The organism is Halorhodospira halophila, from assembly GCF_016653405.1.
Classification (GTDB): Bacteria; Pseudomonadota; Gammaproteobacteria; order Nitrococcales; family Halorhodospiraceae; genus Halorhodospira; species Halorhodospira halophila_A.
Map to the genome: position 1 here is coordinate 69,969 of NZ_NHSN01000001.1, position 24,347 is coordinate 94,315.

Here is a 24,347-nt window from a genome sequence, read left to right on the forward strand (position 1 = left end):
ATCCCAGCGACCCGTCCCCACCCGGGCGGGTGTGGACCGGGCCCCGCTCCGATTCAAGGAAAAAACCCAGTGTAACCAGTCAGCGCCTTACGGGTCGTTGTCCGGGCCGACGACCTGGTTCGGTGGCACTTCTCCGGCTGCAAAGGCCGCCAGGATGTCACGTAGTTGCCCCACAATGCGCTGTCGTGCCTCCAGCGCAGACCATGCGCTATGCGGAGTGACCGCCAGATTCGGTAGATCCGCAGCCAGTAGCGGATGCTCCGGTGGCGGTGGTTCCTTGGTCAAAACATCCAGTGCCGCTGCACCGATCTCCCCGTTACGCAGCGCCGCTGCCAGCGCCGGCTCATCGATCAGGCCCCCACGAGCGGTATTGACCAGTAAAGCATCGCGGCGCATCAGCCGCAGGGCCTGCGCGTCGATGACTCCGGCCGTCGTTTCCGTCAACGGGCAATGTAGACTCAGGACATCCACCTCGGGTAACAGGTCGTAGAACGGCACACGGCCACTGCGACAGGTCGCGGCTGCGGGCCGTTCCGCTACGCGGACCTTCATGCCCAGGGCCTCGGCATAAGCCGCCACCCGCTGACCCAGGGTGCCGTAGCCGAGAATGCCCAGGCACCGGCCGGATATTTCGCGCTGACCGGAGTCGATGAGGCTGAAATGGGCGCTGCTGCACCACTCCCCCGCCCGGACCCGCGCCGTGGCCGCGGGGATCCGCGTGAAGTGGTTGAGGATCATGGCCAGCGTGTGCTGCGCCACCGCAGTGGTCCCGTAGCCCCGGCAGTTCGCGACGGTGACCCCCCGTTCGCGGGCCGCGTCCAGGTCTACATTGTTGGTGCCCGTGGCCGCCACCGCGATCAGTCTCAGGTTAGGAAGACGGGCCAGGGCCTCAGCGTCGATGACGACCTTGTTGACGATCGCCGCCTCGGCGGGTTCGAGCCGGGGGAGCAGCGCCTCGGGACGGGTCCGGGGGTAGCACTCGAGTGGATCAGCCACCCGTTGCAGCGGGCCGAGATCGAGATCTCCAAGATCGAGGGATCCTGCATCGAGGAAGGCGGTGTGCATAGCGTGGCCCTGGGTGTCAGTTAATAGACCACCTGGCGCGCGGTTGCGCGACAGCCTGTTCGTTATTCTATGATCTTTCAGCTCTTGAGACAGGAGGCGACAAAATATGCCGCCAGGCTGTGGACACTGCCCGCCCCCTCCGGAAGACGCCCTGCAGCAAGCGGCACGCTTGCCGGCCCTCCGGCCGGTTATCGCCGTCACCGGGTACTCGGGGGCGGGCAAGACGACCCTGCTCACCGGGCTCGTGGCGCGGATGCGTCGCGGTGGCTGGTCCCCGGCCGTGGTCAAGCATGCCCACCACGGCTTTGACATGGATCGTCCGGGCAAGGACAGCTATCGGGCTCGGGAGGCCGGCGCCGAGCAGGTTCTGGTGGTCTCCGCTCGGCGCTGGGCGCTGTTGACCGAAACCCCGACTGCCGAGCGGGATGAGGATCTGCTCGTCAGGCGGCTTCAGGCCATCGACCCTGAACGGGCTGACGTCATCATCGCCGAGGGATTCCGCCACAGCGGTGCCGGGCAACTGCTGGTCCACAGCCAGCGCACCGGGACCGATCGCCCCGATTTCCGGGCACCCGGGATACTCGGTGTCGCCACCGATGAGCCACAGGCTGTGCCTTCGGGGCTGCCCTGCCTGGATCTCGATGACCAGGCCGCTATCGCAGCATTCGTCGAGCAATGCATCCACGGCATTATTGCGCGTACTGACGGCAATCCGGCACCTCACTATTAACAAGTCGAATCAATAAGTTAAAAGCGTACTTGCCCTTCCCTGCAGCCTGGACCGGGGTTACATTGAGCGGACCGGCGCGGGCGTACGCGCGGGTCGATAACAAGCATAAGCCCGGGGACGGCGACACCCCCAACGGAGGGAGGGGAGCCATGAGCTATCAGGAGACTTATCAGGAGTCGATCAACGATCCGGAGGGGTTCTGGTTACGCGAGGCGCGGCGCCTGGCGTGGATGACCGAGCCCCAAGCAGCCCTCGCGGAGGATGAACAGGGACGACAACGCTGGTTTCGCGGAGGACGCCTGAACGTCGCCCAGCTGGCGCTCGACGTGCATGTCGATGCCGGCCGGGGCGATCAGCCCGCCCTCCTCTACGACTCACCGGTTAGCGGCGGTAAAGAACAGTACACCTACCGACAGCTTCGCGACGAGGTGGCGCGCGCCGCCGGGATGCTGAGCGATCTGGGGGTCGGCCGCGGTGATCGGGTGGTCATCTACATGCCGATGATCCCGGAGGCGGTCATCAGCATGCTCGCTTGTGCACGGCTCGGTGCCATCCACTCGGTGGTGTTCGGTGGGTTCGCCGCCAACGAGCTCGCCGTGCGGATCGACGATGCCAGCCCACGGGTGGTGCTCACCGCGAGCTGCGGAATCGAGGTCGACCGGGTTATCCCGTACCAGCCACTGGTCAACGAGGCCCTGCGCCGTGCGGAGCACAAGCCGGAGCGGGTGATCTACGTCAGTCGCCCGCAGGCCGGGGTGGAATGGGACGAGGAACGGGATCTGGACTGGCACACCGGCTTAGCGGGTGCCGCTCCGGCCGATCCGGTGCCTGTCGATGCCACCGATCCGCTCTACATCCTCTACACCTCGGGTACCACCGGGAAACCCAAGGGCGTCGTCCGGGACAGTGGCGGATACGCCGTGGCGCTGAACTGGAGTCTTGGAGCTGTTTACGACCTGCACCCGGGGGACGTCTTCTGGACTGCCTCCGACGTCGGCTGGGTCGTCGGCCACTCTTACATCGTCTACGGCCCCTTGATTCGGGGCTGCACCACAGTGGTCTATGAGGGCAAGCCGGTGCGCACCCCCGACGCCGGTGCCTTCTGGCGGGTGATCTCGGAGTACCGCGCCAAGGCTTTCTTCACCGCTCCTACCGCCTTCCGCGCCATCAAGAAGGAGGATCCCGAGGCGCGCCATCTGCAGCGCTACGACATCTCCTGCCTGGAGAACGTCTTTGTTGCTGGTGAGCGACTCGACCCCCCTACCTACGAGTGGCTCTCACAGACCCTGCAACGGCCGGTGATCGATCACTGGTGGCAGACAGAGACGGGCTGGCCCATCGTCGCCAACCCAATGGGTATTCAGCCCATGCCCGTCAAGAGCGGTTCCGCCACCGTACCCATGGCCGGTTACGATATCCGCGTACTGGACGACTCCGGCCGCGAATTACCGGCAGGTGAACAGGGCAACCTGGCCATCCGGCTCCCGCTCCCACCGGGCTGCCTGCCGACCCTCTGGAACGACGAGGCCCGCTTTCAGAAGTCGTATCTGGAGCGCTTTCCGGGGTTCTATGACACCTCGGATGGCGGGTTCATCGACGAGGACGGCTACGTCTACGTCATGGGCCGGGTGGATGATGTGATCAACGTAGCCGGCCACCGCCTCTCCACCGGCGAGATGGAAGAGGTCATCGGCGATCACCCGGCAGTGGCCGAGTGCGCTGTGGTTGGTATCCACGACGACACCAAGGGCGAGCTGCCGGTGGCCTTCGTGGTGCTCAAGGATGGCAGTGACATCGACCAAGAGCGCATCGAGTCGGATCTGACCGGCATGATCCGCAACGAGATTGGCGCCATTGCTTCCCTGCGCCGGGTCGCCGTAGTCCAGAAACTGCCCAAGACCCGTTCCGGGAAGATCCTGCGCAAGAGTATCCGGACGCTCGCGAAGGAGGCGCGCGAGCAGGTTCCCACTCCTTCGACCATCGACGACGTCTCGAGCCTGGACGAGATCGCGGACGCGATTCAGGCCTACAATTTGGGACGTCACACCTGACGTCGCCGTGTCGGGCGCGGCCAAAGCGCCGCGCCCCACGGGGCCCCCGCGCCGGGGCGCCTAGCCCAGTGACCAGCCATAGAACCGCTCAAGCTGCTCGTAAACCGCCGGGAAGGATCGGCGCAGCCGCCGCGGGTCGGCGAAGAAGGTCTCCGTGGCTACCGCGAAGAATTCACCGGGATCCTGCCCGGCGTAGGGGTCGAGTGGGGCCGCGTCGCTCCCCTCTTCCGCCGCGTAAGTCTCCATCGTGCTGAACGCCGGCAGGAAGGCCGCCGACCAGTCCTCGACGGCCATCCCGCTCGGCAGCGCCGGCAGCCCGTTGACCGCGCCCTGACCCATATCCAGCTTGTGCGCGCACTCGTGGATGACCACGCTGCTACCCGGCTCCGGTTCCAGGGCGTCCTCAAGGGAGAGGACCAGCGGGCCCCCTTCCCACGCCTCGCCGATTAACGGTCCCTCCTCGATGTGCACGATGCCGTCTTCATCCTCGTACTCATGGGTGGCGATGAAGCCGGCTGGATACAGAAGGACGGTCGCCCAAGGCGCATACCAGTCCAGTCCCAGCTCCAAGACGGGCACAGCAGCTTGCAGTGCCACTGTGTCGATGGCTTGCGCATCGACTGTAACGCCGGCCAGGCCTTCGAAGCGCTTCTCGTGAACCAGCGCAGCCGCAACGGCTGCCAGGCGTTGCCGCTTGGCAGCATCCAGCCGGCGCAGCCCGGGCAGCGCTGCCTCGGCGCGGCTCCAGGCGCCGGGCGAGAGCCTGTAAGCGCGGGCAACACGGCGGCGGCGCCAATTACGCAGCCATCCCACGTCCACGCCTCCCTTGGGATCTTGGGCTCGCCTGGGTCATAATCCACCACCGTTGCCACTGGAAAGCCGATCATGCCAGAAACCACCCCCTGCGGTCCGCGCAAGCACATCAACGTTAACGGCACCGAGTTCGTACTCCTGGGCACGGCGCACATCTCCCGGGCCAGTACCGAAGAGGTCGAGCGTGAAGTGGCCGGCGGCGCCTACGACGCGGTGGCCATCGAGCTCTGCGAGAGCCGCCTGCGCGCCTTCCGCGAGCCCGACCACCTGGAGCGGATGGATCTTTTCCAGACACTCCGTGAGGGGCGTGGTGGGCTGGTCATGGCCAGTCTGGCCCTGGGGGCGTATCAACAGCGCCTGGCCGAGCAGCTCGGCGTGGACCCCGGGGCAGAGATGAAGGCAGCCGCCGCTGGGGCCGAACGCCAGGGCGCCGATCTGGTGCTGGTGGACCGGGAGGTCGGCGTTACCATGCGGCGGCTCTATCGCAACGTGCCCTGGTGGCAACGCTTTGGCCTGATCGGCGGCCTGATCGGCAGCCTCGCCTCCTCCCAGCGAATCAGTAGCGAGGAAGTGGAGCGGCTCAAGCAGGGGGACCTGCTGGAGTCGACATTCCGCGAGTTGGCCCAGAGCAGCCGGGCCCTGTACCAGCCACTGATCGATGAGCGGGATCGCTATATGGCCGCGCGGTTGCTGGAGTCCGCGGCTGGGCGCTACAAGCGTGTCCTCGTCGTGCTCGGCGCCGGACACCTCGAGGGGGTGGCGCGGTACCTGGGGCAGGCCTGGGAGGATCCGGGGGTCGAGCGCGAGGCGCTGGAACGGGTGCCGCCGCCGGCACGCTGGCCACGCTACTTGGCCTACTTGGTGGCCATCGTGATCATCTCCGGCTTCGTCATCGGATTTAGCCGCAGCCCGGAGCTGGGCTGGACTCTGGTTGCGACCTGGGTGCTGATCAATGGCGGCTTCTCGGCACTGGGAGCAGCCCTCGCCTACGGCCACCCGGTGACCGTGGCTGGCGCCTTCCTGGCCGCCCCCCTGACCTCGCTCAATCCGACCATCGGCGCCGGCTTCGTGGCTGCCGCCATCGAGCTGACCGTGCGGCGGCCTCGGGTCGGCGATTTCCGCGCCTTGCGTCAACATGTGGCCCACTGGCGCGGGTGGTGGACCAACCGGGTGGCCCGCACCCTGCTTGTATTCTTCTTTGCCTCACTGGGCTCGGCCATCGGCACCTATCTGGCCGGTGCACGCATCATCGAGCGGCTGATCGCCGCCTAGCGGTCCCGCGTTGCGTGGAAGCCCAGGTCCGGCCAGCGCTCCTGGGTCAGCTCGAGGTTGGCCCGGGTCGGGGCGAGATACGCCAGCGCCCCGGTGCCGTCCCAGGCCAGCGCGGACTCGTTGCGCTCCCGGAAGCGTTCGAGCATCTTGGGATCGTCGCCGGTCACCCAGCGTGCGGTGTAGACCTGGACGCCCTCGAAGGTGCACTCGACGCCATACTCCTTGCGCAGGCGGTACGCAGCCACGTCGAACTGCAGGGTGCCGACAGCACCGACGATCCAGTCACTGCCGAGTAGCGGGCGGAATAGCTGGGTTGCCCCCTCTTCACACAGTTGTTCAAGTCCTTTTTGTAAGGCCTTCATTCGCATCGGATCCCGAAGAACGACGCGACGGAAGAGCTCCGGTGCAAAGTCGGGGATCCCCGTAAAATGCAGCGGCTCGCCCTCGGTGAAGGCATCGCCGATGATGATGGTGCCGTGGTTGTGGATACCGATGATATCCCCGGGAGCCGCCGTCTCGGCATGGGAGCGGTCACTGGCCATGAAGGTGGTGGCGCGGGGGATCTTCATGCTCTTGCCGGTGCGTACCTGGTAGAGCTTCATGCCGGGCTCGAAACGACCTGAACAGACGCGCAGGAATGCAATGCGATCACGGTGCTGCGGGTCCATATTCGCCTGGATCTTGAAGACGAATCCGGTGAAACGCCCCTCGTCGGCGTGGACCTCGCGGCCGGCATCGCGGCTGCGCGGCGCCGGGGCATGCTCAACAAAGTCGTCCAGCAGCTCGCGGATGCCGAAGTCGTTAACCGCCGAACCGAAATAGACCGGCGTCAGGCGCCCGGCGAGGTAAGCCTCAGGATCGAAGGAATCGCTGGCCTCGCGGACCAGCTCGATCTGCTCGCGCCACTCGTCCACCTCTCCCGGGAAGAGCTCGTCAAGGCGCGGGTTGTCCAGCCCCTGGATGACCTCGCCATCGGCGAACAGTCGCACCTGGTCCAGGTTGAGGTGGTAGACACCGCGAAAGCCCCGGCCCATCCCCAGCGGCCAGGTCACCGGCGCGCAGCGGATGCGCAGGACCGACTCCACCTCGTCGAGAACCTCGACCGGGTCACGGCCTTCGCGGTCGAGCTTGTTGATGAACGTCGTAATGGGCGTATCCCGCATCCGGCAGACGTCCATCAGCTGCACGGTGCGCTCCTCGACGCCCTTGGCGATATCGATGACCATCAGGGCCGAGTCGACCGCGGTCAGGGTGCGATAGGTGTCTTCGGAGAAGTCTCCGTGCCCCGGTGTGTCGAGCAGGTTCAGAATGCGCTCGCGATAGGGGAACTGCATGACCGAGGAGGTTACGGATATCCCCCGCTCCTGCTCCATCGCCATCCAGTCGGAGGTCGCGTGAAGCTTGGATTTGCGGCCCTTCACGGAGCCCGCCATCTGGATGGCGCCCCCGTAATAGAGCAATTTCTCGGTCAGTGTGGTCTTGCCGGCGTCGGGGTGCGAGATGATGGCGAAGGTGCGTCGCTTCGCTGCCTCGGTGGCCACGTCTTGCATCGGGTCTCCTGAACGGGGGTGAATCCGCGCATCATGAAACCGTACGATTCTACCCGAAGCCCGGCCGTTGCGTCGTCTCCTGAGGCTGGCACCGATGGCCGGGCGGGAACCTGAGCGGGCCTGGTGATGTCGCACCAGGCAGCGCGCCGGGACCGGACGGCAGACCGGCTGTGTCGCGGCGGCATGTACATTCGGTAATGGTGCAAGAGGAGTCCTCAGCATGAAGAACCAACAGTGGATCAAGCTCCCTGCCACGGCAGCTGCCCTGGCGCTGGTGTTCAGCGTGAGCGCCCAGGCCCAGCAGGATCCGGGCATGGGGCAGCAGGATCCCGGTATGCAGCAGCAGGATCCGGGGATGGGGCAACAGGACCCCGGCATGCAGCAGCAGGAGCCGGGCATGGAGCAACAGGACCCCGGCATGCAGCAGCAGGACCCGGGCATGGCCCAGCCGGAGCCTGACCAGGCCACCTTCAGCAGCGACCAGATCGAGCGCTTTGTTGACGCTTATCTGGACATCATCGACATCCAAGAGCAGTACACCTCCGAGATCGAAGGCACCGATGGCGCCGAGGACGCTCGTGAGCTGCAGGAGCAGGCCAACGATGAGATGGTGGCGGCGATCGAGGACAACGGCCTGAGCGTTCCCGAGTACTCTGAGATCGCCAATGCCATGGACATGGATCCGGAACTGCGCGACGAGGTCTCGTCCAAGATCCATGAGCGCGAAGGCGGCTGAACGCTCGGCCCCTAGCCGCGCGCCGAACCACCCCGGCCCCCACGCAGGGCCGGGTTTTTTTTGCCCGAGTGCGGCAGCGGGTGCGTGGCTAGTTCAGACGGGAGTGTGTACGATAGCGGCCGCACCGGCGCAAAACCGCCCTCTCTTTCGACGCTGAACTCTCCAAGAAGGTCGCATGGTCAAGCAACACAGCTACAACCGAGACGAACTCCTGCTCAGCGGTCATGGCCGGCTCTTCGGCCCGGGGAACCCCCAGCTCCCGAGCCCGAACATGCTCATGTTCGACCGCATCACCCGGATCAATGATGACGGCGGGACGTACGGCAAGGGTGAGGTGGTCGCTGAGCTGGACATCCATCCGGAACTCTGGTTTTTCCGCTGCCACTTCCCGGGCGATCCGGTGATGCCCGGCTGTCTGGGTCTCGATGCACTCTGGCAGATGGTCGGCTTCTACCTCGGCTGGATCGGAGGCAACGGGGCCGGTCGCGCGCTGGGTTGCGGCGAGGTGAAATTTACCGGACAGATACTCCCGGACAATCGGCTGGTTACGTACAATGTGGCGCTGAAGCGCGTGATCAACCGCCGGCTGGTCATGGGGATCGCCGATGGCAGCGTGTCTGTCGACGGCGAGACGATCTACGAAGCTACTGATCTGAAAGTCGGGCTCTTCCAGAACACCGGCGAGCTGAACGGGGCATAGGATCAGGCGCGGACGCCAGGAGTGACAGGAGGAATATCGTGCGTCGAGTGGTAATTACCGGTCTGGGCATCGTGTCGTGCATCGGCAACAGCCGCGATGAAGTCACGGCGTCTTTGCGGGCCGGCAGGTCCGGGATTCGTTACCAGCCCGAATACGAGGAGGTCGGCCTGCGCAGCCTCGTCGCCGGCAGCTGCGACATCGATCTCCAAGATCACATCCCCCGCAAATCCCTGCGTTTCATGGGCGATGCCGCCGCCTACAGCTACATCGCCATGGACCAGGCGATCGCCGATGCGGCCCTGGACTACGATTCCATCTCGAGCCCGCGTGTTGGCCTGATCGCCGGTTCAGGCGGCGCGTCGACAGCGAATATCGTCAGCGCCACCGAGACCTTGCGCAGCCGTGGGGTCCGGAAGATCGGCCCTTACGGCGTCACGCGCACCATGGGGAGCACCGTCTCGGCCTGCCTGGCGACACCGTTCCGGATCAAGGGCCTCAATTACTCCATCACTTCTGCCTGTGCGACCAGTGCTCACTGCATCGGGGCGGCCATGGAGCAGATTCAGTTGGGCAAACAGGACCTGATCTTCGCCGGGGGCGGTGAAGAGGAGCACTGGTCGCTGACCCAGTTATTCGACGGCATGGGCGCGTTGTCGACCAAGTACAACGACACCCCCGAGCAGGCATCCCGCCCTTACGATGCCAGCCGCGACGGCTTCGTGATTGCCGGCGGGGGCGGTATGGTCGTGGTCGAGTCGCTTGAGCATGCCCAGGCGCGTGGCGCTCCGATCCTCGCCGAGTTGGTTGGCTTCGGAGCGACCTCCGATGGTTACGACATGGTCGCCCCGTCCGGAGAGGGGGCGGCGCGCTGCATGCGCCAGGCCCTCGAAGACGTCGAAGGGCCGGTCGACTACATCAATACCCACGGCACCAGCACCCCGGCCGGCGATATCACCGAGCTCGAGGCCACGCGGGAGGTCTTCGGGGACAGCATGCCGCCGATGTCGTCGACTAAGTCGCTGACCGGCCACTCCTTGGGCGCCACCGGGGTCCAGGAAGTCATCTACTCGCTCCTGATGATGGAGCAAGGGTTTATCTCGCCCTCGATCAACATCGAGCAGCTCGACCCCGAGGCAGGTGACGTGCCCATCGTCACCGAGACGCGCGAGGGGGTTAAGCTGACTACCGTGCTCACCAACAGCTTCGGCTTCGGTGGTACGAACGCAACGCTGGCACTACGCCGTTTCGACGGCTGAACGGGGCGGTGCCGGCACCCCGGCGCCGCTGGCCTCCAAGCGATTAGGGCGTAAAGGTCTCTTATGGAACAACGGCTTGACTTCGATCGCGATTTGCTGCGCCGCTACGATGTAAGCGGACCGCGCTATACGTCGTACCCGACGGCGCCCCAATTCCATGAAGGGTTTGACGCCCAGGCTTACGCCGCGGCAGCCCGGGCCACCAACGAGGCGGATCACCCCAACCCCCTGTCGGTCTATGTGCACGTGCCGTTCTGCCGCAATGTTTGCTTCTATTGCGCGTGCAACAAGATCGTGACGGCGAATTACGGCCGTGCCCAGGAGTACCTGGAGCACGTGTTCAGGGAGATCGAGCTCCAGGCACAACTTTTCGGAGACCACCGACGCGTTGAGCAACTGCACCTGGGAGGCGGCACCCCCAACTACCTCACGGTCGACGATCTGGGCCGCCTGGTCGAGAAGCTGCGCGAGCAGTTCACCCTCGACGACACCGATCACCGGGAGTTCTCCATCGAGATCGACCCGCGCGACGTGCAGCTCGAGGATATCGGTCGCCTCGCCGAGCTCGGTTTCAACCGCATGAGCGTAGGCGTTCAGGACTTCAACGAGGACGTGCAGGCAGCGGTCAACCGCGTACAGAGTGCCGAACTCTGCCGTTCGATCATCGAGGAAGGCCGGCGACACGGGTTCCGCTCGACCAACGTCGATCTCATCTACGGCCTCCCCAAGCAAACGGTGGAATCCTTCGAGGAGACCCTGGACGAGGTCATTGAACTGCGCCCTGAGCGCTTGGCGATCTACAACTACGCCCACCTGCCGCACCTGTTCAAGATCCAGCGGCAGATCAACGAGGACGAGCTGCCCGGTCCCGAGGACAAGCTGACCATCTTTGGGCGCACCATCGAGAAACTCACCGAGGCCGGTTACGTCTTTATCGGCATGGATCACTTCGCCCTGCCCGATGACGAACTGGCCGTGGCGCAGAAGAAAGGCACCCTGCACCGTAACTTCCAGGGGTACTCCACACGTGCCGAGTGCGACCTGATCGCCCTGGGGTCCACTTCCATCGGCAAGATCGGCAACACCTACAGCCAGAACCTGCGGGATCCCGAGGAGTACCAGCAGCGCATCGCCAACGGCGACCTGGCGGTCTTCCGCGGCTACGAGCTGAACGAGGATGATCTGCTACGCCGGGAGGTGATCATCGAGGTCATGTGCCACTCCCGTCTCGATTACGCGGACATTGAGGCGCGGCACGGCATCAACTTCAACGAGTACTTCGCCGATGCCCTGGAACGGCTGCAGCCGCTGGTTGAAGACGGGCTGATGGAGATGGACGACCGCCACCTTCAGGTACTTCCAAGAGGGCGGTTAATGCTCCGCCACGTCGCCATGGCCTTCGATGCCTACCTGGAGCGCGAAGCCAATGAGGGCAAGCGCTATAGCCGCGTGCTGTAGGAGGCTCTGGCGAGGGGGCGTGGCCGCATCGGCCCTGGCCACGGCGGCAAGCGCCGTGGCCGGGCCGACCCTCCCCGATACGCAAGTTCTGGACCCCGGGCAAGTCGATGCACGCGGGACCCTGGGATTCAGCTATTTCGGCGCGGGCCAGGGCACGACCATGGATATCCTGCCCACGCTGCGCGCCGGTCTTCCGGGGCCTTTCGACGTCGCGATCACGGTTCCCTACCGGCACGACCTTGAAGAGGACGAGTACGCTCTGCGCAGCTCGTTCCGTACCGACTTCTCCTTCCGGATCCACGACGACGGGCGTCGCCGGGCGGTGCTGCGGGGCTACACCACCTTCGACCCGGCAGACTCCGGGGAGCGAGTTGGGAGCGGATCGCACAACTACGGGGTCAGTGCCGATTTCCGGGGCGAGGACTGGCTGGTCCCCGGAGCCTTCTACCTCCGCGGCGCTCTCGAGCGCCACGACCACCGCCAAGATCCCGGCAGCGGCGACCTCGACTATCGGCTGGCGAATCGGCTAACCGCCGAGGCCGGTGTGGGTCTGGATACCGACATCGATGCCGAGCCCTATCTCGGGATCCGCGGCACCCAGGGGCTGGGATCGACGACTCGGGATCAGCAGAGCCTGTCCTTCCGTCCGGGCATTCGGTTTCGCATCACGGGCAACTCCGAGCTCCAGTTCCTGGCTCAGTTCGATACCGTGCAGCGCAACGCTGAGCCCGAGCGGGCGATCTTCGCTACGTGGACGTACCGGCATCGCCCGCCGGATCGCGATCTGGATAGCCTCCGCGAGCGTATTGCCGCCAACGAGACAGCGATCGAGCGCCTGGATCGGCGGGTGGGGGATATTGAGCGCCGGCTGCTGACGCGTCCCGAGGTTCCCGAACCCGAGGCGACCGGAGGCGTTGTCGTGCTGAACCACTCCGGTATACCGGAACTGACAGCCCTGGTCGTCGATACCCTGGAGACCCTTGAGCTATCGGTTGCGGAAGCCCGTGAGGAGGACGACGTGGCCCGCCGGGACCGCACAAAGATCCTCTATCGGCCGGGGCATGCCGAACGGGCTCGGGAGATCGCCCGCGCCCTCCCGGGCAATCAGCTGATCGAGCAGCGGGAGGATCTGCCTGATCAGGCCGAAATCGCCGTGCTCGTCGGCTTCGACCTGGAGTAGCCCCCTTGCCCTCGGAGCACTGTATCGCTATCATGCGACGCGCTGGCTAGGTGGCAGAGTGGTGATGCAGCGGCCTGCAAAGCCGTGTACGTGGGTTCGATTCCCGCCCTAGCCTCCACCACCTTTCCCCATCGGCTATCGCCCCCTCCAAATGTCATGGCGAAGTCGATCCCCCGCCTGCCCAGGTGGCGGAACTGGTAGACGCAGGCGACTTAAAATCGCCAGGCTTATGCCGTGCCGGTTCGAGTCCGGCCCTGGGCACCATGCCGGGCGCCTTGCCGCGCCTACGCGGCCTACGCGGCCTACGCGGCCTCTACCCCGATCCCGCAACTCGATGGCTGTCGGCACCAAACGATGCCCCCTCGAAGGGCCGGCTCAAACCGGCGGCGGGGTGCCGGCGGCCGAAGGCGGCCTAGTCGCCCGCGCCCTGCCCGTCCCATCCACGTGTCAGTCTAGGACCTCCATCGCCGCTCGCATGTAGACGTAGGCGGAGTAGAGGGTCAGAAGTGCCGCCATCCAGACCAGAATGAATCCGATCTCGGGAATCGGTATCCCAAGGATGGGTTCGCGATAGAGCAGCATGAGGATGGCCGCCATCTGCGCGGCCGTCTTCAGCTTGCCCATCTGGTTCACCGCTACACTAGCCCGCTTGCCGATCTCCGCCATCCACTCGCGCAATGCCGAGACCGCGATTTCGCGACCAATGATCACCGCCGCCGGGATCGCCATCCAGAGTCCGGGGTAGACCGCCACGAGGGCAACCAGCGCTACGGCCACCATAAGCTTGTCCGCCACCGGGTCCAGGAACGCGCCAAAATCCGACGACTGGTTGAGTCGGCGGGCCAGGTACCCATCAAGCCAGTCGGTGATCGCCGCTAAGGCGAACACGGCCACGGTGAGCAGGTTGGTCCACGGCGGAGGCAGGAGGAAGCAGAGCCCGAAGACCGGGATCAGCACGATGCGGAACAGTGTGAGCGCGGTGGGCAGAGTCAGCGTCATGATGGTGTCCTAGCCGTGGAACGTGTCGTAGATCCGTTGAGCGAGCGAGCGGTTGATGCCGGGCACGCAGGCCAGGTCCTCGACGCCCGCCTGGCGGATTCCCTGCATCCCCCCGAAGTGTTTCAGCAGGCTCTGGCGGCGTTTCGGCCCCAGTCCTGGGATCTCTTCCAGGATCGACTCCCGTCGTGCCTTGCCGCGGCGCTGGCGATGACCACTGACCGCAAAGCGGTGGGCTTCGTCACGCACTTGCTGCAACAGGTGAAGCGCCGGCGAATCCGCCGGCAACTCGAGTTCCCGCTCCCCGTCATCGAGCAGCAGGGTCTCCTCACCGGGGCGACGCTCCGGCCCCTTGGCGATCCCCATCAGGGCGACGCCGTCGATACCCAGTTGGTCGAGGACTTCCCGTGCCTGTGCAACTTGCCCCTTTCCTCCATCGATTAGCAAGAGGTCGGGCAGCGGTGCCTCGCCGCTCTGCACGCGCCGGTAGCGCCGCGTCAGCGCCTGGTGCATGGCCGCATAGTCGTCGCCGGCCGTTACATCGCGGATGTTGAAGCGACGATAGTCGCTCTTGACCGGCCCCTCCTGATTGAAGACCACGCAGGAGGCCACGGTTGCCTCGCCGCCGGTGTGGGAGATGTCGAAGCACTCGATCCGCTCCGGCGGCATGTCGCTGTCGATGATCTCGGCAAGCGCGCTGTAGCGCTTGCGTTGGCTGGACGTGGAGGCACTGCGTGCCGACAGGGCGTAGCGGGCATTCTCCTCGGCCATCTCGACCCAGCGGCGACGGTCGCCGCGCACACGATGGCGGATCGCCACCGCGCCGCCAGAGGGGGTGCGCAGGGTCTCTTCGAGCAGGCGTTGCTCGCGGACCGGGCGATTGATCACGACCTCTGGGGGGGCGGCACGGCCGATGTAGTGCTGAGCCAGAAAGCTTGCCAGGATATCGGTCTCGCGACTGCCTCCCGGCACGTTGGGGAAGTACGACTGGTTGCCCAGGCTGTTGCCGCCGCGAATGAAAAAAACCTGAACGCAGGCCGTATCCCCCTCTGCCACGCAGGCAACCACATCCATGTCGTCGTCCCGGTCCTGCGCGACGTACTGCCGCTGCTGGATGTGCCGGAGATTGGCAATGCGGTCACGCAGGCGCGCCGCCTGCTCGAACGCCAGGTTCTCCGCGGCCTCCTCCATGCGCTCGACCAGCTCGGCAATGACCTCGCCGGAGCGCCCTTCCAGGAAGAGCTCCACGTCCCGCACCTCGCGGCGATAGTCTTCCTCGCTGATGTACCCGACACAGGGCGCCGTGCAGCGTCGGATCTGGTATTGCAGGCAGGGGCGCGAGCGGTTCCGGAAGAACGTGTCCCGGCACTGCCGTATGGGGAAGACCTTCTGCAGATGACCGAGCGTCTCGCGCACGGCCGTGGAGTTCGGGTAAGGCCCGAAGAATCGGCCCGCCCCCTTCCGGCCGCCCCGGTGGTAGCCTAGCCGCGGAAACTGTTGATGACTGGAGAGGTAGATATACGGGTACGACTTGTCGTCCCGCAGCAGGACGTTATAGCGCGGCCGGTGCTCTTTGATCAGGTTGTTCTCCAGGATCAGCGCCTCGGCCTCGGTGTGCGTCACCGTGATCTGGATATCGGCAATGAGCTGGACGAGCCGCTCCGTCTTGGGCGTCTTGCGGGACGGCGTAAAGTAGCTGGAGACGCGCCGACGCAGATTGCGGGCCTTACCGACGTAAATGATGGTGCCTTCGGCGCTGAGCATGCGGTAAACGCCCGGCCGCTCCGGCAGGCTGCGGACCCGCTCGCGCAACGCCTCACGCCCGGAGATCTGCTCTGCCGAACCCTTGCTCATCCCGTTCCATGCCCTGCCCTGCTGTTGAGCCGGTCTGACCGCCTGCCGTCGCCCCCCGGAAACCCGGTTCTGGAGAGTCCGGGTGTTGTACCCGCTCCTTCAGCCACTGTCCACCGGAGCGGAACACAGTCGGAGTCATGGCGGCCGCGCCGGCACCAGGCGCGCGGGCAACAGCCGCGGCCCGTGACACCCCCGACCGCCACCCGCAGGCGAGGAAACGCTCAGGACTCGGGGGGCTTGGAGTCAAGCAGACCGTAGTCGAGGGCAACCCGCGTCAACTGGGCATCGTTACGCACGCCCAGCCGTTCGTAGAGACGACCGCGGTAGGTGCTCACGGTCTTGGGGCTCAGGCACAGCTCCTTGGCGATGCTGGTCCCCCGCTGTCCGTTGAGGATGCGCATCAGCACCTCGAACTCGCGGGAAGTCAGACCATCGAACGGGCTCTCGCCGGTGCCGTCCAGGCTGACCAGGGCCACGTGCCGGGCGACCTCCGAACAGATATAACGGCGTCCGAGGTAGACCGAGCGGATAGCCTCGATCAACTCTTCCCGGTCCGCCCCCTTGTGCACATATCCCCTGGCGCCCGCCCGCAGCGCGTGGGCCGGATAGGGCCCCGAGTCATAAATGGTGACCGCGATCACGCCGACCTTCGGGTGGCTACGGGACAAGCGCCGTGTGGCCTCGATCCCCCCCATGCCTGGCATCTGAAGATCCATGAGAACCACATCGGGCTCATGCTCGCGCACTGCAGACAGGGCCTGCTCGCCGTTCTGTACCTGCTCAACGATCTGGAGGTCCGGGATATCCCGGAGCATTCCCTCGATGGCCTGCCGGACCAGGCGGTGATCGTCTGCCAGAACAATGCGAATCATCCACCCACCTCGAAACCGCTCGGGATACTCGGCTATTCTGTAGAGCGTGTTACATTCGGGCAACCCAAACTGATCAGGCCGTCACCTGCATGGACCCTACCCTACATCCCCGGCTTCAGCGATTGTATCCTTTGGAATCAACAGGTTCCGTCGACCTCGAAGGCCTCTACCTCGACACCCCTCTCCCGGAGGGGAGCGGCAATACGCCATGGGTCTACGCCAACTTTGTCACCAGCCTGGACGGGCGCATCAGCCTTGATGTCGGCCCCGGTTGCCGCGTGCCAGATACGGTGGCTAATGCCCGTGACTGGCGACTCTTCCAGGAGCTCGCCGCGCGAGCGGACTGCCTGATCACCAGCGGGCGTTACCTGCGGGAACTCGAGGGGGGCTTTGCCCAGGATATCCTTCCGGTGGGCCCGGCATTCAACGACCTGCAGCAGTGGCGGCGGGATCACGGGATGCAGCTGCAACCGGATGTGGCGGTTGTTTCCGGTTCAGCGGATTTTCGGATCCCGTCCCTGCTGCGCGAGCAGGGGCGACGGATCTGGCTGTTCGTCCCGGAAGATACAGCAGCGGAACGGCTGCAGTGTCATCGTGAGGTGGGAGCCGAGGTGGCGGCCCGGTTCCCCGGCGGGCGAGTGACGGGTCAGCAGGTGCGCGAGACGCTCGGCGCACTTGGGTATGCCCGGGTGTATTCGGTCGCCGGTCCTCAAGTAGCACATACTCTGGTCTCGGACGGGAGCCTCGATACACTCTTCAAAACCGTCCGCCACCGGATCATCGGCGGCAAGCCAGGTGCGTTCGAGACCATCATCGAAGGTGCAGGCCTTGAGCGCCCGGCCGACTTCCTGTTGCGCTGGATCTACCTCGACCCCGGTACCGCCCCGGGCGAGGAACAGCAACTGATGCGCCTGGACCGGGTCCGGGGGTAGACCGATCCAGGCGCCGGGCATCCCGGCCGGGCGGTTACTGTCCCTGGCCCGGGATGCCGCCGCGTGCCAGCTCCCGAGGGTCCAGCAGGCGCTGCAACTCTGCCTCCGAGAGGTCGGTCATCTCGCGGGCCACCTCGATCACCGGCCGCCCCTCCCGATACGCCTGCTTGGCGATCTCGGCGCCCTTCTCGTAACCGATCACGGCGTTCAGGGCCGTCACAAGAATCGGGTTGCGGTCCAGAGCGGCGCGCAGGTTGTCCTCGTTAACGGTAAACCCGGCAATGGCGTCCTGCCCGAGGACCGTCGACGCGTTGGCGAGAAGATCGATGCTCTGCAGCACGTTGTAGCCGATCACGGGCAGCATGACATTAAGCTGGAAGTTCCCGGACTGGCCCGCCACCGAGACGGTGGTGTCGTTACCCATGACCTGTGCCGCGACCATAGCCACCGACTCCGGGATGACCGGATTGACCTTGCCGGGCATGATGCTCGATCCGGGCTGCAGGGCCGGGAGGCTGATTTCGCCCAGCCCCGCCAACGGGCCGCTGTTCATCCAGCGCAGGTCATTGGCGATCTTCATCAAAGAGACCGCCACGGTGCGCAATTGTCCGGATAGCTCCACCGCGGCATCCTGGCTCGACAGGGCCTCGAAGCGGTTCGGCGCCGGGGCGAAGGGTACGCCGCTGGCTTCGGCAAGCCGCCGACAGACCTGCTCACCCAGCTCTGCCGGGGCGTTGATGCCGGTGCCCACGGCGGTGCCCCCCTGGGCCAGGGCGTGCAGCCTCGGCAGGCCAGCCTCGATGCGGCTGACCCCGTTGCGGATCTGCGCGGCCCAGCCCGAGAGCTCCTGCCCCAGGGTCACCGGCATGGCATCCATCAGGTGAGTCCGACCGGTGGTGGTGACATCCTCAAACTCGGTGGCGCGCTGCTCGATGGTGTCCGCCAGTCGGCGCAGTGCCGGCAGCAGCCGATCGTGAACCTCGAGGGCGGCGCTGACGTGGATTGCCGTCGGGATGACGTCGTTGGAACTCTGCCCCATGTTGACGTGATCGTTGGGGTGGACGGGGCAGCCCGCCCGGTCACTGGCCAGCCGGGCGATGACCTCGTTGGCGTTCATGTTGCTCGAGGTGCCCGAGCCGGTCTGGAAGACGTCGATGGGGAAATGGTCGTCGTACTCGCCCCTTGCGACGGCCTCGGCCGCCTCCGCAATGGCTTCGGCGACGGTCGGATCGAGGCCGGAGAGGTCGCGGTTGGCTCGCGCGCAGGCCGCCTTGATCAGCCCCAGCGCCTGGATGAAGGGCCGCGGCATGGGCTGCCCGCTGATCGGGAAGTTCTGCACCGCACGCTGCGTCTGCGCGCCGTACAGGGCGTCCGACGGGACCTGGAGTTCACCCATGCTGTCGCGTTCGATCCGGTAACCGTCTTGAGTCATAGATTGGCTCTCTCTCCTGCTCAATAGCGAGGGGCGATCAGGCCCACAAAAAGGCGAACAGGCATTGTAGAATACGCGGCCGGAATTGGCAGCGGAGACCCTTACCCGTGGAGCTGGATACCCTGACCGCACTCGCGCCGATCGATGGGCGCTACGCCGACAAGACCGACAGCCTGCGGCCGTTGCTCAGCGAGTACGGCTTGATTCGTCACCGAGTGGTGGTCGAGGTCCGCTGGCTGCAGGCCCTGGCTAACGAGCCGGGAATCGCCGAAGTCCCGCCGCTGTCGGCCGATGCCACCACCTTCCTGGAGGAGCTGCTGGCCGGTTTCGACACCGAGCAGGCGCGGCGAATCAAGGCGATCGAGGCGACCACCAACCACGACGTCAAGGCCGTCGAGTACTATCTCAAGGAGCGGCTCACCGCGCACGAAGAGCTCGCGCAGCGCGCCGAGTTTGTGCACTTCGCCTGCACCTCCGAGGACATCAACAACTTGGCCTGGGCGTGCATGCTCCGTGGTGTCCGCGACGAGGTCCTGCTGCCGGCGCTGGACGCCACCATCGAGCAGCTGCGCGAGCTCGCCCATGCCCAGGCTGAGCAGCCCATGCTCTCGCGCACGCACGGTCAGACGGCCTCGCCCACAACGCTGGGCAAGGAGATCGCCAACGTGGTGCATCGGCTGCGCGAGCAGCGGCAGCGCTTGGCGGATGTCCAGCCGCTGGGCAAGATCAACGGCGCCGTGGGCAACTTCAACGCCCACCTGATCGCGTACCCGGAGGTGGACTGGCCTGCCCTGGGGCAGCGCTACGTCGAGGGTCTGGGGCTGGGGTGGAACCCTTATACCACGCAGATCGAGCCCCACGACTGGATCGCCGAGTTGTTCGATGCCATCAGCCGGGTCAATACCGTATTGCTGGATCTCAGCCGCGACGTGTGGGGGTATATCTCGCTCGGCTACTTCGGACAGCGGGTCGTTGCCGGCGAGGTCGGCTCCTCGACCATGCCCCACAAGGTCAATCCGATCGATTTCGAGAATGCCGAAGGGAACCTGGGGGTCTCGTCAGCGCTGCTTGAGCACCTGGCTCGCAAACTGCCCGTATCCCGTTGGCAGCGGGATCTGAGTGACTCCACGGCCCTGCGCACGGTGAGCCTGGGCATCGCCCACACACTCATTGCCCTGAAGTCCCTTGAGAAAGGTATCGGCAAGCTGGAGGCCAACCCCCACCGCCTCGACGACGACCTAGAGGCTGCCTGGGAGGTATTGGCCGAGGCGATCCAGACGGTGATGCGCCGCTACGGGGCCGAGGAACCGTATGAGCAGCTCAAGAAACTCACGCGTGGTCGCCGGATCGATGAGCACGCGGTCCGCACATTCATCGAGGGGCTCGACCTACCGGAGGAAGCCAAGGATCAGCTGCGCGGGCTAACCCCGCGAACCTACCTGGGCAATGCCGCGGCCCAGGCCCGCGCAGTGTAGCCGCTCGCCGCCTCTGCGCCGGGTGCGCCGGGCCCTTGCGGCCCGGCCCCGGGTGGGCCCGGTGACGTTGCTGCTCCGGGCGCTAGTCGGGATCCTCAGCGGACCAGAGATGGTCCGACCAGGCCCCCTCGGTCCACTCCTCGCGCAGACGACGGCGGTTGAGAGCCAGCCACTGTAGCGCAATCACCGGCATGGCGGCCCGATAATGGCCCTCTGCCACCTGTCCGATGGCCTCGTCGGCCGGGAGCACATGGGTCCAGATATCCTCGTGCTCCTCGTCGAGCCCGTGGACACCGCCGGCTTCACTGGTATCGCAGCGGGCACAGTAAAGCACGACCCGCTCCGTGCTGCCGCCGGGGCTGGGCAGGTAGTCCGCAATCGGGCGCAGGTCCTCAATGACCACGTTGGCCTCTTCCCGCGCCTCGCGGATGGCCACTGTGCGCGGATCTTCCCCAGGTTCCGCGATGCCGGCGATGGTCTCGGTGATCCAGGCGCCGCGATTGTCGTCGATGGCCCCGACCCGGAACTGCTCGACCAGGATGACCTCGTCGCGCTCGGGATCATAAGGCAGGACGCCAACGGCCAAGCCACGGACCAGACACTCCCGCGTCAACTCGGGCGTCATGCCGCCCTCAAACCTGGCGTGACGCAGACGGATCCGGTCCAAACGGAGGAACCCCTCATGGCAGGGGTCACGACCGAGGATCTCGAAACGGTGGGCCATTCCTTTACTCCCTCGATTCAGTCACGGTCGAAAACCGCGAAGCTCTCGACATGGGCGGTGTGCGGGAACATGTCCATAATACCCGCCGCCTTCAGCCGGAAGCCGTGCTCGGCGACAAGGATCCCGGCATCGCGGGCCAACGTTGCGGGGCCACAGGAGCAATAGACCACCCGGCTAGCGCCTGTGCCGGCAACCGCGGGAAGAACCTCCTGGGCACCAGAGCGTGGCGGGTCCAGCAGGACGGCGTCATAGTGTCCCGCCGCCTGTCGGGTGCCCTCCTCGCTGGCGAGATCGGCCACGGCGAAGGAGGCGTCCAGGCCGTTGGTGGCCGCATTCTCCTCGGCGCGGCGGACCAGTCCCGCCTCGCCCTCGATGCCGGTCACCGCGGCCCCTTCTCGCGCCAACGGCAGCGTGAAGTTGCCCACCCCGCAGAACAGGTCGAGGATGCGTCTGCCCGGCCGCGGCTGCAGCCATTCCAGAGCCTGCTCGACCATGGCCACGTTGATGGGGGCATTGACCTGCGTGAAGTCCGTGGGTAAGAACGCCACTTCGACATCGTAGGGCGGCAGGGCGTAGCTTAGGTCCAGCGCCGACTGCGGCGCCACCGGCGTCACCGTGGATTCATCCCCCGGCTGACGGAGGATGGCCAGGCCGGTGGCTGCGGCAAACTCACTCAGCCGATCCAGATCGCTGTCTGTGAGCGGCGCCAGGTGGCGCAGCACCAGCGCCGCGCGCGCGTCCCCGCAGGCTACCTCGATCTGGGGAATGCGGTCCGGGATCGACAGGGAGCCGACCAGACTGGCCAGGTCCTGCATGCGCTCACCCACCCGCGGGTCGAGCACCGGACAACTGTCCACCGGCGCCACGAGCGGGCTGTGCTTCTCGCGGAAGCCGACTAGCACCCCACCCTTCTTAGGCACGTGCTTGACGGCTAGCCTCGCCTTGCGCCGGTACCCCCAGACCGGCCCGGTCAGCGGTGCCAGACGCTGCTCCGGTTCGACACCACCGATGCGCTGTAGCTGCTCGAGCAGGACCCGTTCCTTGTGGGCGATCTGCGCCTCCGGGGGAAGATGCTGCAGCGCGCACCCGCCGCAGGTGCCGAAATGGTCACAATGCGGTGCGATCCGCTCGGCCGCCGGCTCGAGAATCTCGATCGCCGTCGCCTCGGCCCGTTGACGGCGCAGCTTGGTATACCGGTAGCGAACCCGCTCGCCCGGCAGGGCGAAATCGACGAAAACCGGCCGCCCCTGGGCATCGTGGGTGATCCCGCGCCCCTCGTGGGCCATGCCCTCGATACGGGCCTCCACCGGCTCGCGGGACATACGCCGTTTACGCCCCACGCCAGGCCTCCAGGAAGCTGCTCAGGTGGGGACGATCGGTGGCTTCCAACGCCGCAGCCACCCGGTCGGTCTCGCGCTGGTAGTCTTCGCGGTCCAGGGCGCCGCGGAAGTACTGGAAGCGCAGGTATAGCAAATAGGTATTGAGCACGTCGGTCTCGCAGTAGTTGCGCACCGCCTCGATCTCGCCCCGGGCGACGGCATCGGCTACCGCGCCGCCGGTCATGCCCATCTTGCCGGGCAGACCGCAGAGCGTGGCCACCTCGTCCAGCGGTGCGGCACCCCGCATCTGGAACGAGGAGAGGACGTCCATCAGATCGAGGTGGCGATCATGATAGCGGTTGAGGTAGTTGTTGAAACGGAAGGCTCGATCGTTGTCGCCCGTCTCCCAGTAACGCGGCGCACTGACCCCATTGATCAGAGCGCGATGGTGCAGCACGGGGATATCGAAGCCATTGCCGTTCCAGGAGACCAGATTGGGCACATAGCGATCGAGTCCCTCGAAGAAGCGTTCGAGGAGTATCTGCTCGCCATCCTCCGGGGTGCCCAGTGACCAGACGCGAAAACGGCCCTCGACCAGACCGGCCAGCGAAATGGCCACCACCCGGTGCAGGTGCAGTCGCGGGAACTCGTTTCCAGTCTCCTGGCGGCGTCGCGCCGCCATGGCCCGGGAGACATCCGTGTCCTCGAGGCCGTCCAGACCGTAGACGACCCGGCCGCCGGCCAGGTCGGGAACGGTCTCGATATCAAAGGCGAGCACGTTCATCGTTTCTCTCCCTGTCGATCAGCCGGTTACGAGGACCACGAAGGCAACGGCGTACTCCCGCTCGTCGCTGAGGCTCAGGGCTGCCTCATTCACCCGCAGGGCTGCGGCCCGCTCGGCGGCGGCGCCGTGGAAGCGCAGCGAGGGCTTGCCCCGGGCATCGTGGACCACCTCAAGATCGCGCAGCGTCACCCCATCGCTCAGCCCGGTGCCCAGGGCCTTGGAGGCAGCCTCCTTGGCAGCGAATCGGCGCGCCAGGAACGCCGCGGTACCGCCGGACTCTTGGAAGCCTTGCAGTTCGCCCGGCGCCAGAACACGCCGGGCGAGTCGCTCACCGTGGCGCTCCAGTGCACGCTCCAGTCGCACCACGGCCACAATGTCCGTACCAATGCCGGCAATCATGCCGCCGCCGACCGCATGAGCCGCTTCATCTCCGCCACGGCCGGCGCCAGCCCCTCGAAGACCGCGCGGGCGACAATGGCATGGCCGATGTTCAGTTCGGCCATGGCCGGGAGTGCCGCTACCGGCTCCACGTTATGGTAGTGCAGACCATGCCCGGCATTGACCTGCAGTCCGGCATCACGGGCCCGTAACGCCGCCGTCCGCAGGCGCTCGAGTTCGCGGCCCTGCGTAGCGGCATCCGGGGCATCGGCGTAAGCACCGGTGTGGAGTTCGATCACCGGGGCCCCGGCGGTCGCCGCGGCATCGATCTGGGCCGGATCGGGGTCGATGAACAGCGACACCCGGATGCCGGCCTCGCCCAGGCTGCGGCAAGCCTGCTCCAGGCGCTGCACATCCCCGGCAACGTCGAGGCCACCCTCGGTGGTCAACTCGGCGCGCCGTTCCGGCACCAGGCAGCAATCCGCCGGACCCAGCCGCGAGGCGATCCCGATCATCTCGTCGGTAACCGCCATTTCCAGGTTGACCCGGGTCTGCGTATGCCGCTGCAGCTCCTCCACGTCACGGTCCTGAATGTGCCGGCGATCCTCGCGCAGGTGGACCGTGATCGCATCCGCCCCTCCGCGCTCGGCCTCCGCCGCGGCGTGAAGGATGTCAGGGTAGCGTGTGCCGCGCGCCTGACGCAGCGTAGCCACATGATCGATATTGACACCGAGTTGAATTTGCCCCGTGGACATAGGTCTCCCAGAAAG

General features: G+C 65.9%; 22 protein-coding genes and 2 tRNA genes. 12 read left to right on the top strand and 12 right to left on the bottom strand.

Annotated elements, in window-relative coordinates; translation table 11 throughout:
* Positions 1–87: 87 nt before the first annotated feature.
* Positions 88–996, bottom strand: coding sequence for an NAD(P)-dependent oxidoreductase (locus tag CCR79_RS00325; protein WP_345941474.1), 909 nt, complete (start codon positions 994–996; stop codon positions 88–90).
* Positions 997–1,171: 175 nt separating this feature from the next.
* Between CCR79_RS00325 and mobB the strand changes: the two genes are divergently transcribed.
* Positions 1,172–1,795 carry a molybdopterin-guanine dinucleotide biosynthesis protein B gene (gene mobB, locus CCR79_RS00330; protein ID WP_201167215.1) on the top strand — a complete coding sequence of 208 codons (624 nt, stop codon included), beginning with the start codon at positions 1,172–1,174 and terminating at the stop codon, positions 1,793–1,795.
* A 149-nt stretch (positions 1,796–1,944) separates the two neighbouring features.
* Positions 1,945–3,846, top strand: coding sequence for a propionyl-CoA synthetase (locus tag CCR79_RS00335; RefSeq protein ID WP_201167217.1), 1,902 nt, complete (start codon positions 1,945–1,947; stop codon positions 3,844–3,846).
* A 60-nt stretch (positions 3,847–3,906) separates the two neighbouring features.
* On the opposite strand, the gene CCR79_RS00340 is transcribed toward CCR79_RS00335, so the two are convergent.
* A complete protein-coding gene (locus tag CCR79_RS00340; protein ID WP_201167220.1) occupies positions 3,907–4,659 on the bottom strand; it encodes a zinc-dependent peptidase in 753 nt (250 codons plus the stop codon).
* A gap of 72 nt (positions 4,660–4,731) precedes the next feature.
* Between CCR79_RS00340 and CCR79_RS00345 the strand changes: the two genes are divergently transcribed.
* Entirely contained in the window at positions 4,732–5,931 is a 1,200-nt protein-coding gene (locus CCR79_RS00345; RefSeq protein ID WP_201167223.1) for a TraB/GumN family protein, read from the top strand.
* On the opposite strand, the gene CCR79_RS00350 is transcribed toward CCR79_RS00345, so the two are convergent.
* Positions 5,928–7,481, bottom strand: a complete 1,554-nt coding sequence (locus CCR79_RS00350; protein ID WP_201167225.1) for a peptide chain release factor 3 — start codon at positions 7,479–7,481, stop codon at positions 5,928–5,930. The genes CCR79_RS00345 and CCR79_RS00350 overlap by 4 nt on opposite strands.
* A 220-nt stretch (positions 7,482–7,701) precedes the next feature.
* On the opposite strand from CCR79_RS00350, the gene CCR79_RS00355 reads away from it, so the two are divergent.
* From CCR79_RS00355 to CCR79_RS00385, 7 genes are all read left to right on the top strand, one after another.
* The gene (locus CCR79_RS00355; RefSeq protein ID WP_201167227.1) at positions 7,702–8,217 is read left to right on the top strand and encodes a DUF4168 domain-containing protein; all 516 of its coding nucleotides are present in this window, start codon (positions 7,702–7,704) and stop codon (positions 8,215–8,217) included.
* Positions 8,218–8,392: 175 nt separating this feature from the next.
* Entirely contained in the window at positions 8,393–8,917 is a 525-nt protein-coding gene (gene fabA, locus CCR79_RS00360) for a bifunctional 3-hydroxydecanoyl-ACP dehydratase/trans-2-decenoyl-ACP isomerase (RefSeq protein ID WP_201167229.1), read from the top strand.
* Between the two features lie 38 nt (positions 8,918–8,955).
* Complete coding sequence (fabB, locus tag CCR79_RS00365; RefSeq protein WP_201167231.1) at positions 8,956–10,173, top strand: beta-ketoacyl-ACP synthase I; 1,218 nt, start codon at positions 8,956–8,958, stop codon at positions 10,171–10,173.
* A gap of 63 nt (positions 10,174–10,236) precedes the next feature.
* A complete protein-coding gene (gene hemN / locus CCR79_RS00370) occupies positions 10,237–11,631 on the top strand; it encodes an oxygen-independent coproporphyrinogen III oxidase (protein ID WP_201167233.1) in 1,395 nt (464 codons plus the stop codon).
* A 19-nt stretch (positions 11,632–11,650) separates the two neighbouring features.
* Complete coding sequence (locus tag CCR79_RS00375; protein ID WP_201167235.1) at positions 11,651–12,811, top strand: LytR C-terminal domain-containing protein; 1,161 nt, start codon at positions 11,651–11,653, stop codon at positions 12,809–12,811.
* Positions 12,812–12,855: 44 nt separating this feature from the next.
* A tRNA-Cys gene (locus CCR79_RS00380) sits at positions 12,856–12,929 on the top strand.
* 61 nt (positions 12,930–12,990) lie between these two features.
* A tRNA-Leu gene (locus CCR79_RS00385) sits at positions 12,991–13,075 on the top strand.
* Between the two features lie 183 nt (positions 13,076–13,258).
* On the opposite strand, the gene pgsA is transcribed toward CCR79_RS00385, so the two are convergent.
* The 3 genes from pgsA to CCR79_RS00400 form a co-directional block, all read right to left on the bottom strand.
* Positions 13,259–13,810 carry a CDP-diacylglycerol--glycerol-3-phosphate 3-phosphatidyltransferase gene (pgsA, locus tag CCR79_RS00390; RefSeq protein WP_201167237.1) on the bottom strand — a complete coding sequence of 184 codons (552 nt, stop codon included), beginning with the start codon at positions 13,808–13,810 and terminating at the stop codon, positions 13,259–13,261.
* A gap of 9 nt (positions 13,811–13,819) precedes the next feature.
* A complete protein-coding gene (gene uvrC / locus CCR79_RS00395) occupies positions 13,820–15,661 on the bottom strand; it encodes an excinuclease ABC subunit UvrC (protein ID WP_201167239.1) in 1,842 nt (613 codons plus the stop codon).
* A 221-nt stretch (positions 15,662–15,882) separates the two neighbouring features.
* Positions 15,883–16,533: a response regulator gene (locus CCR79_RS00400; protein WP_201167241.1), complete on the bottom strand. Its 651-nt coding sequence runs from the start codon at positions 16,531–16,533 to the stop codon at positions 15,883–15,885.
* A gap of 131 nt (positions 16,534–16,664) precedes the next feature.
* Here CCR79_RS00400 and CCR79_RS00405 point away from each other — a divergent pair, with 131 nt between their 5' ends.
* Positions 16,665–17,465 carry a RibD family protein gene (locus CCR79_RS00405; RefSeq protein WP_238634805.1) on the top strand — a complete coding sequence of 267 codons (801 nt, stop codon included), beginning with the start codon at positions 16,665–16,667 and terminating at the stop codon, positions 17,463–17,465.
* Positions 17,466–17,499: 34 nt separating this feature from the next.
* Here the strand turns inward: CCR79_RS00405 and CCR79_RS00410 are convergent, their stop codons facing one another.
* Positions 17,500–18,897: a class II fumarate hydratase gene (locus tag CCR79_RS00410; protein WP_201167244.1), complete on the bottom strand. Its 1,398-nt coding sequence runs from the start codon at positions 18,895–18,897 to the stop codon at positions 17,500–17,502.
* Between the two features lie 107 nt (positions 18,898–19,004).
* Here CCR79_RS00410 and purB point away from each other — a divergent pair, with 107 nt between their 5' ends.
* Positions 19,005–20,372, top strand: coding sequence for an adenylosuccinate lyase (gene purB, locus CCR79_RS00415; protein ID WP_201167245.1), 1,368 nt, complete (start codon positions 19,005–19,007; stop codon positions 20,370–20,372).
* Between the two features lie 82 nt (positions 20,373–20,454).
* On the opposite strand, the gene CCR79_RS00420 is transcribed toward purB, so the two are convergent.
* From CCR79_RS00420 to pdxJ, 5 genes are read right to left on the bottom strand one after another with little or no spacing between them, the layout of a single operon-like run.
* Positions 20,455–21,096 carry an NUDIX domain-containing protein gene (locus tag CCR79_RS00420; protein ID WP_201167246.1) on the bottom strand — a complete coding sequence of 214 codons (642 nt, stop codon included), beginning with the start codon at positions 21,094–21,096 and terminating at the stop codon, positions 20,455–20,457.
* 17 nt (positions 21,097–21,113) lie between these two features.
* Positions 21,114–22,418: a 23S rRNA (uracil(1939)-C(5))-methyltransferase RlmD gene (gene rlmD / locus CCR79_RS00425; RefSeq protein ID WP_201167250.1), complete on the bottom strand. Its 1,305-nt coding sequence runs from the start codon at positions 22,416–22,418 to the stop codon at positions 21,114–21,116.
* Between the two features lie 7 nt (positions 22,419–22,425).
* Positions 22,426–23,199, bottom strand: a complete 774-nt coding sequence (locus CCR79_RS00430; protein ID WP_201167252.1) for a 3'-5' exonuclease — start codon at positions 23,197–23,199, stop codon at positions 22,426–22,428.
* Between the two features lie 18 nt (positions 23,200–23,217).
* Positions 23,218–23,598, bottom strand: coding sequence for a holo-ACP synthase (gene acpS / locus CCR79_RS00435; RefSeq protein ID WP_201167254.1), 381 nt, complete (start codon positions 23,596–23,598; stop codon positions 23,218–23,220).
* On the bottom strand, positions 23,595–24,332 hold the full coding sequence (pdxJ, locus tag CCR79_RS00440) for a pyridoxine 5'-phosphate synthase (RefSeq protein WP_201167256.1): 738 nt from the start codon (positions 24,330–24,332) through the stop codon (positions 23,595–23,597). Before pdxJ ends, acpS begins: the two co-directional genes overlap by 4 nt.
* Positions 24,333–24,347 lie beyond the last annotated feature (15 nt).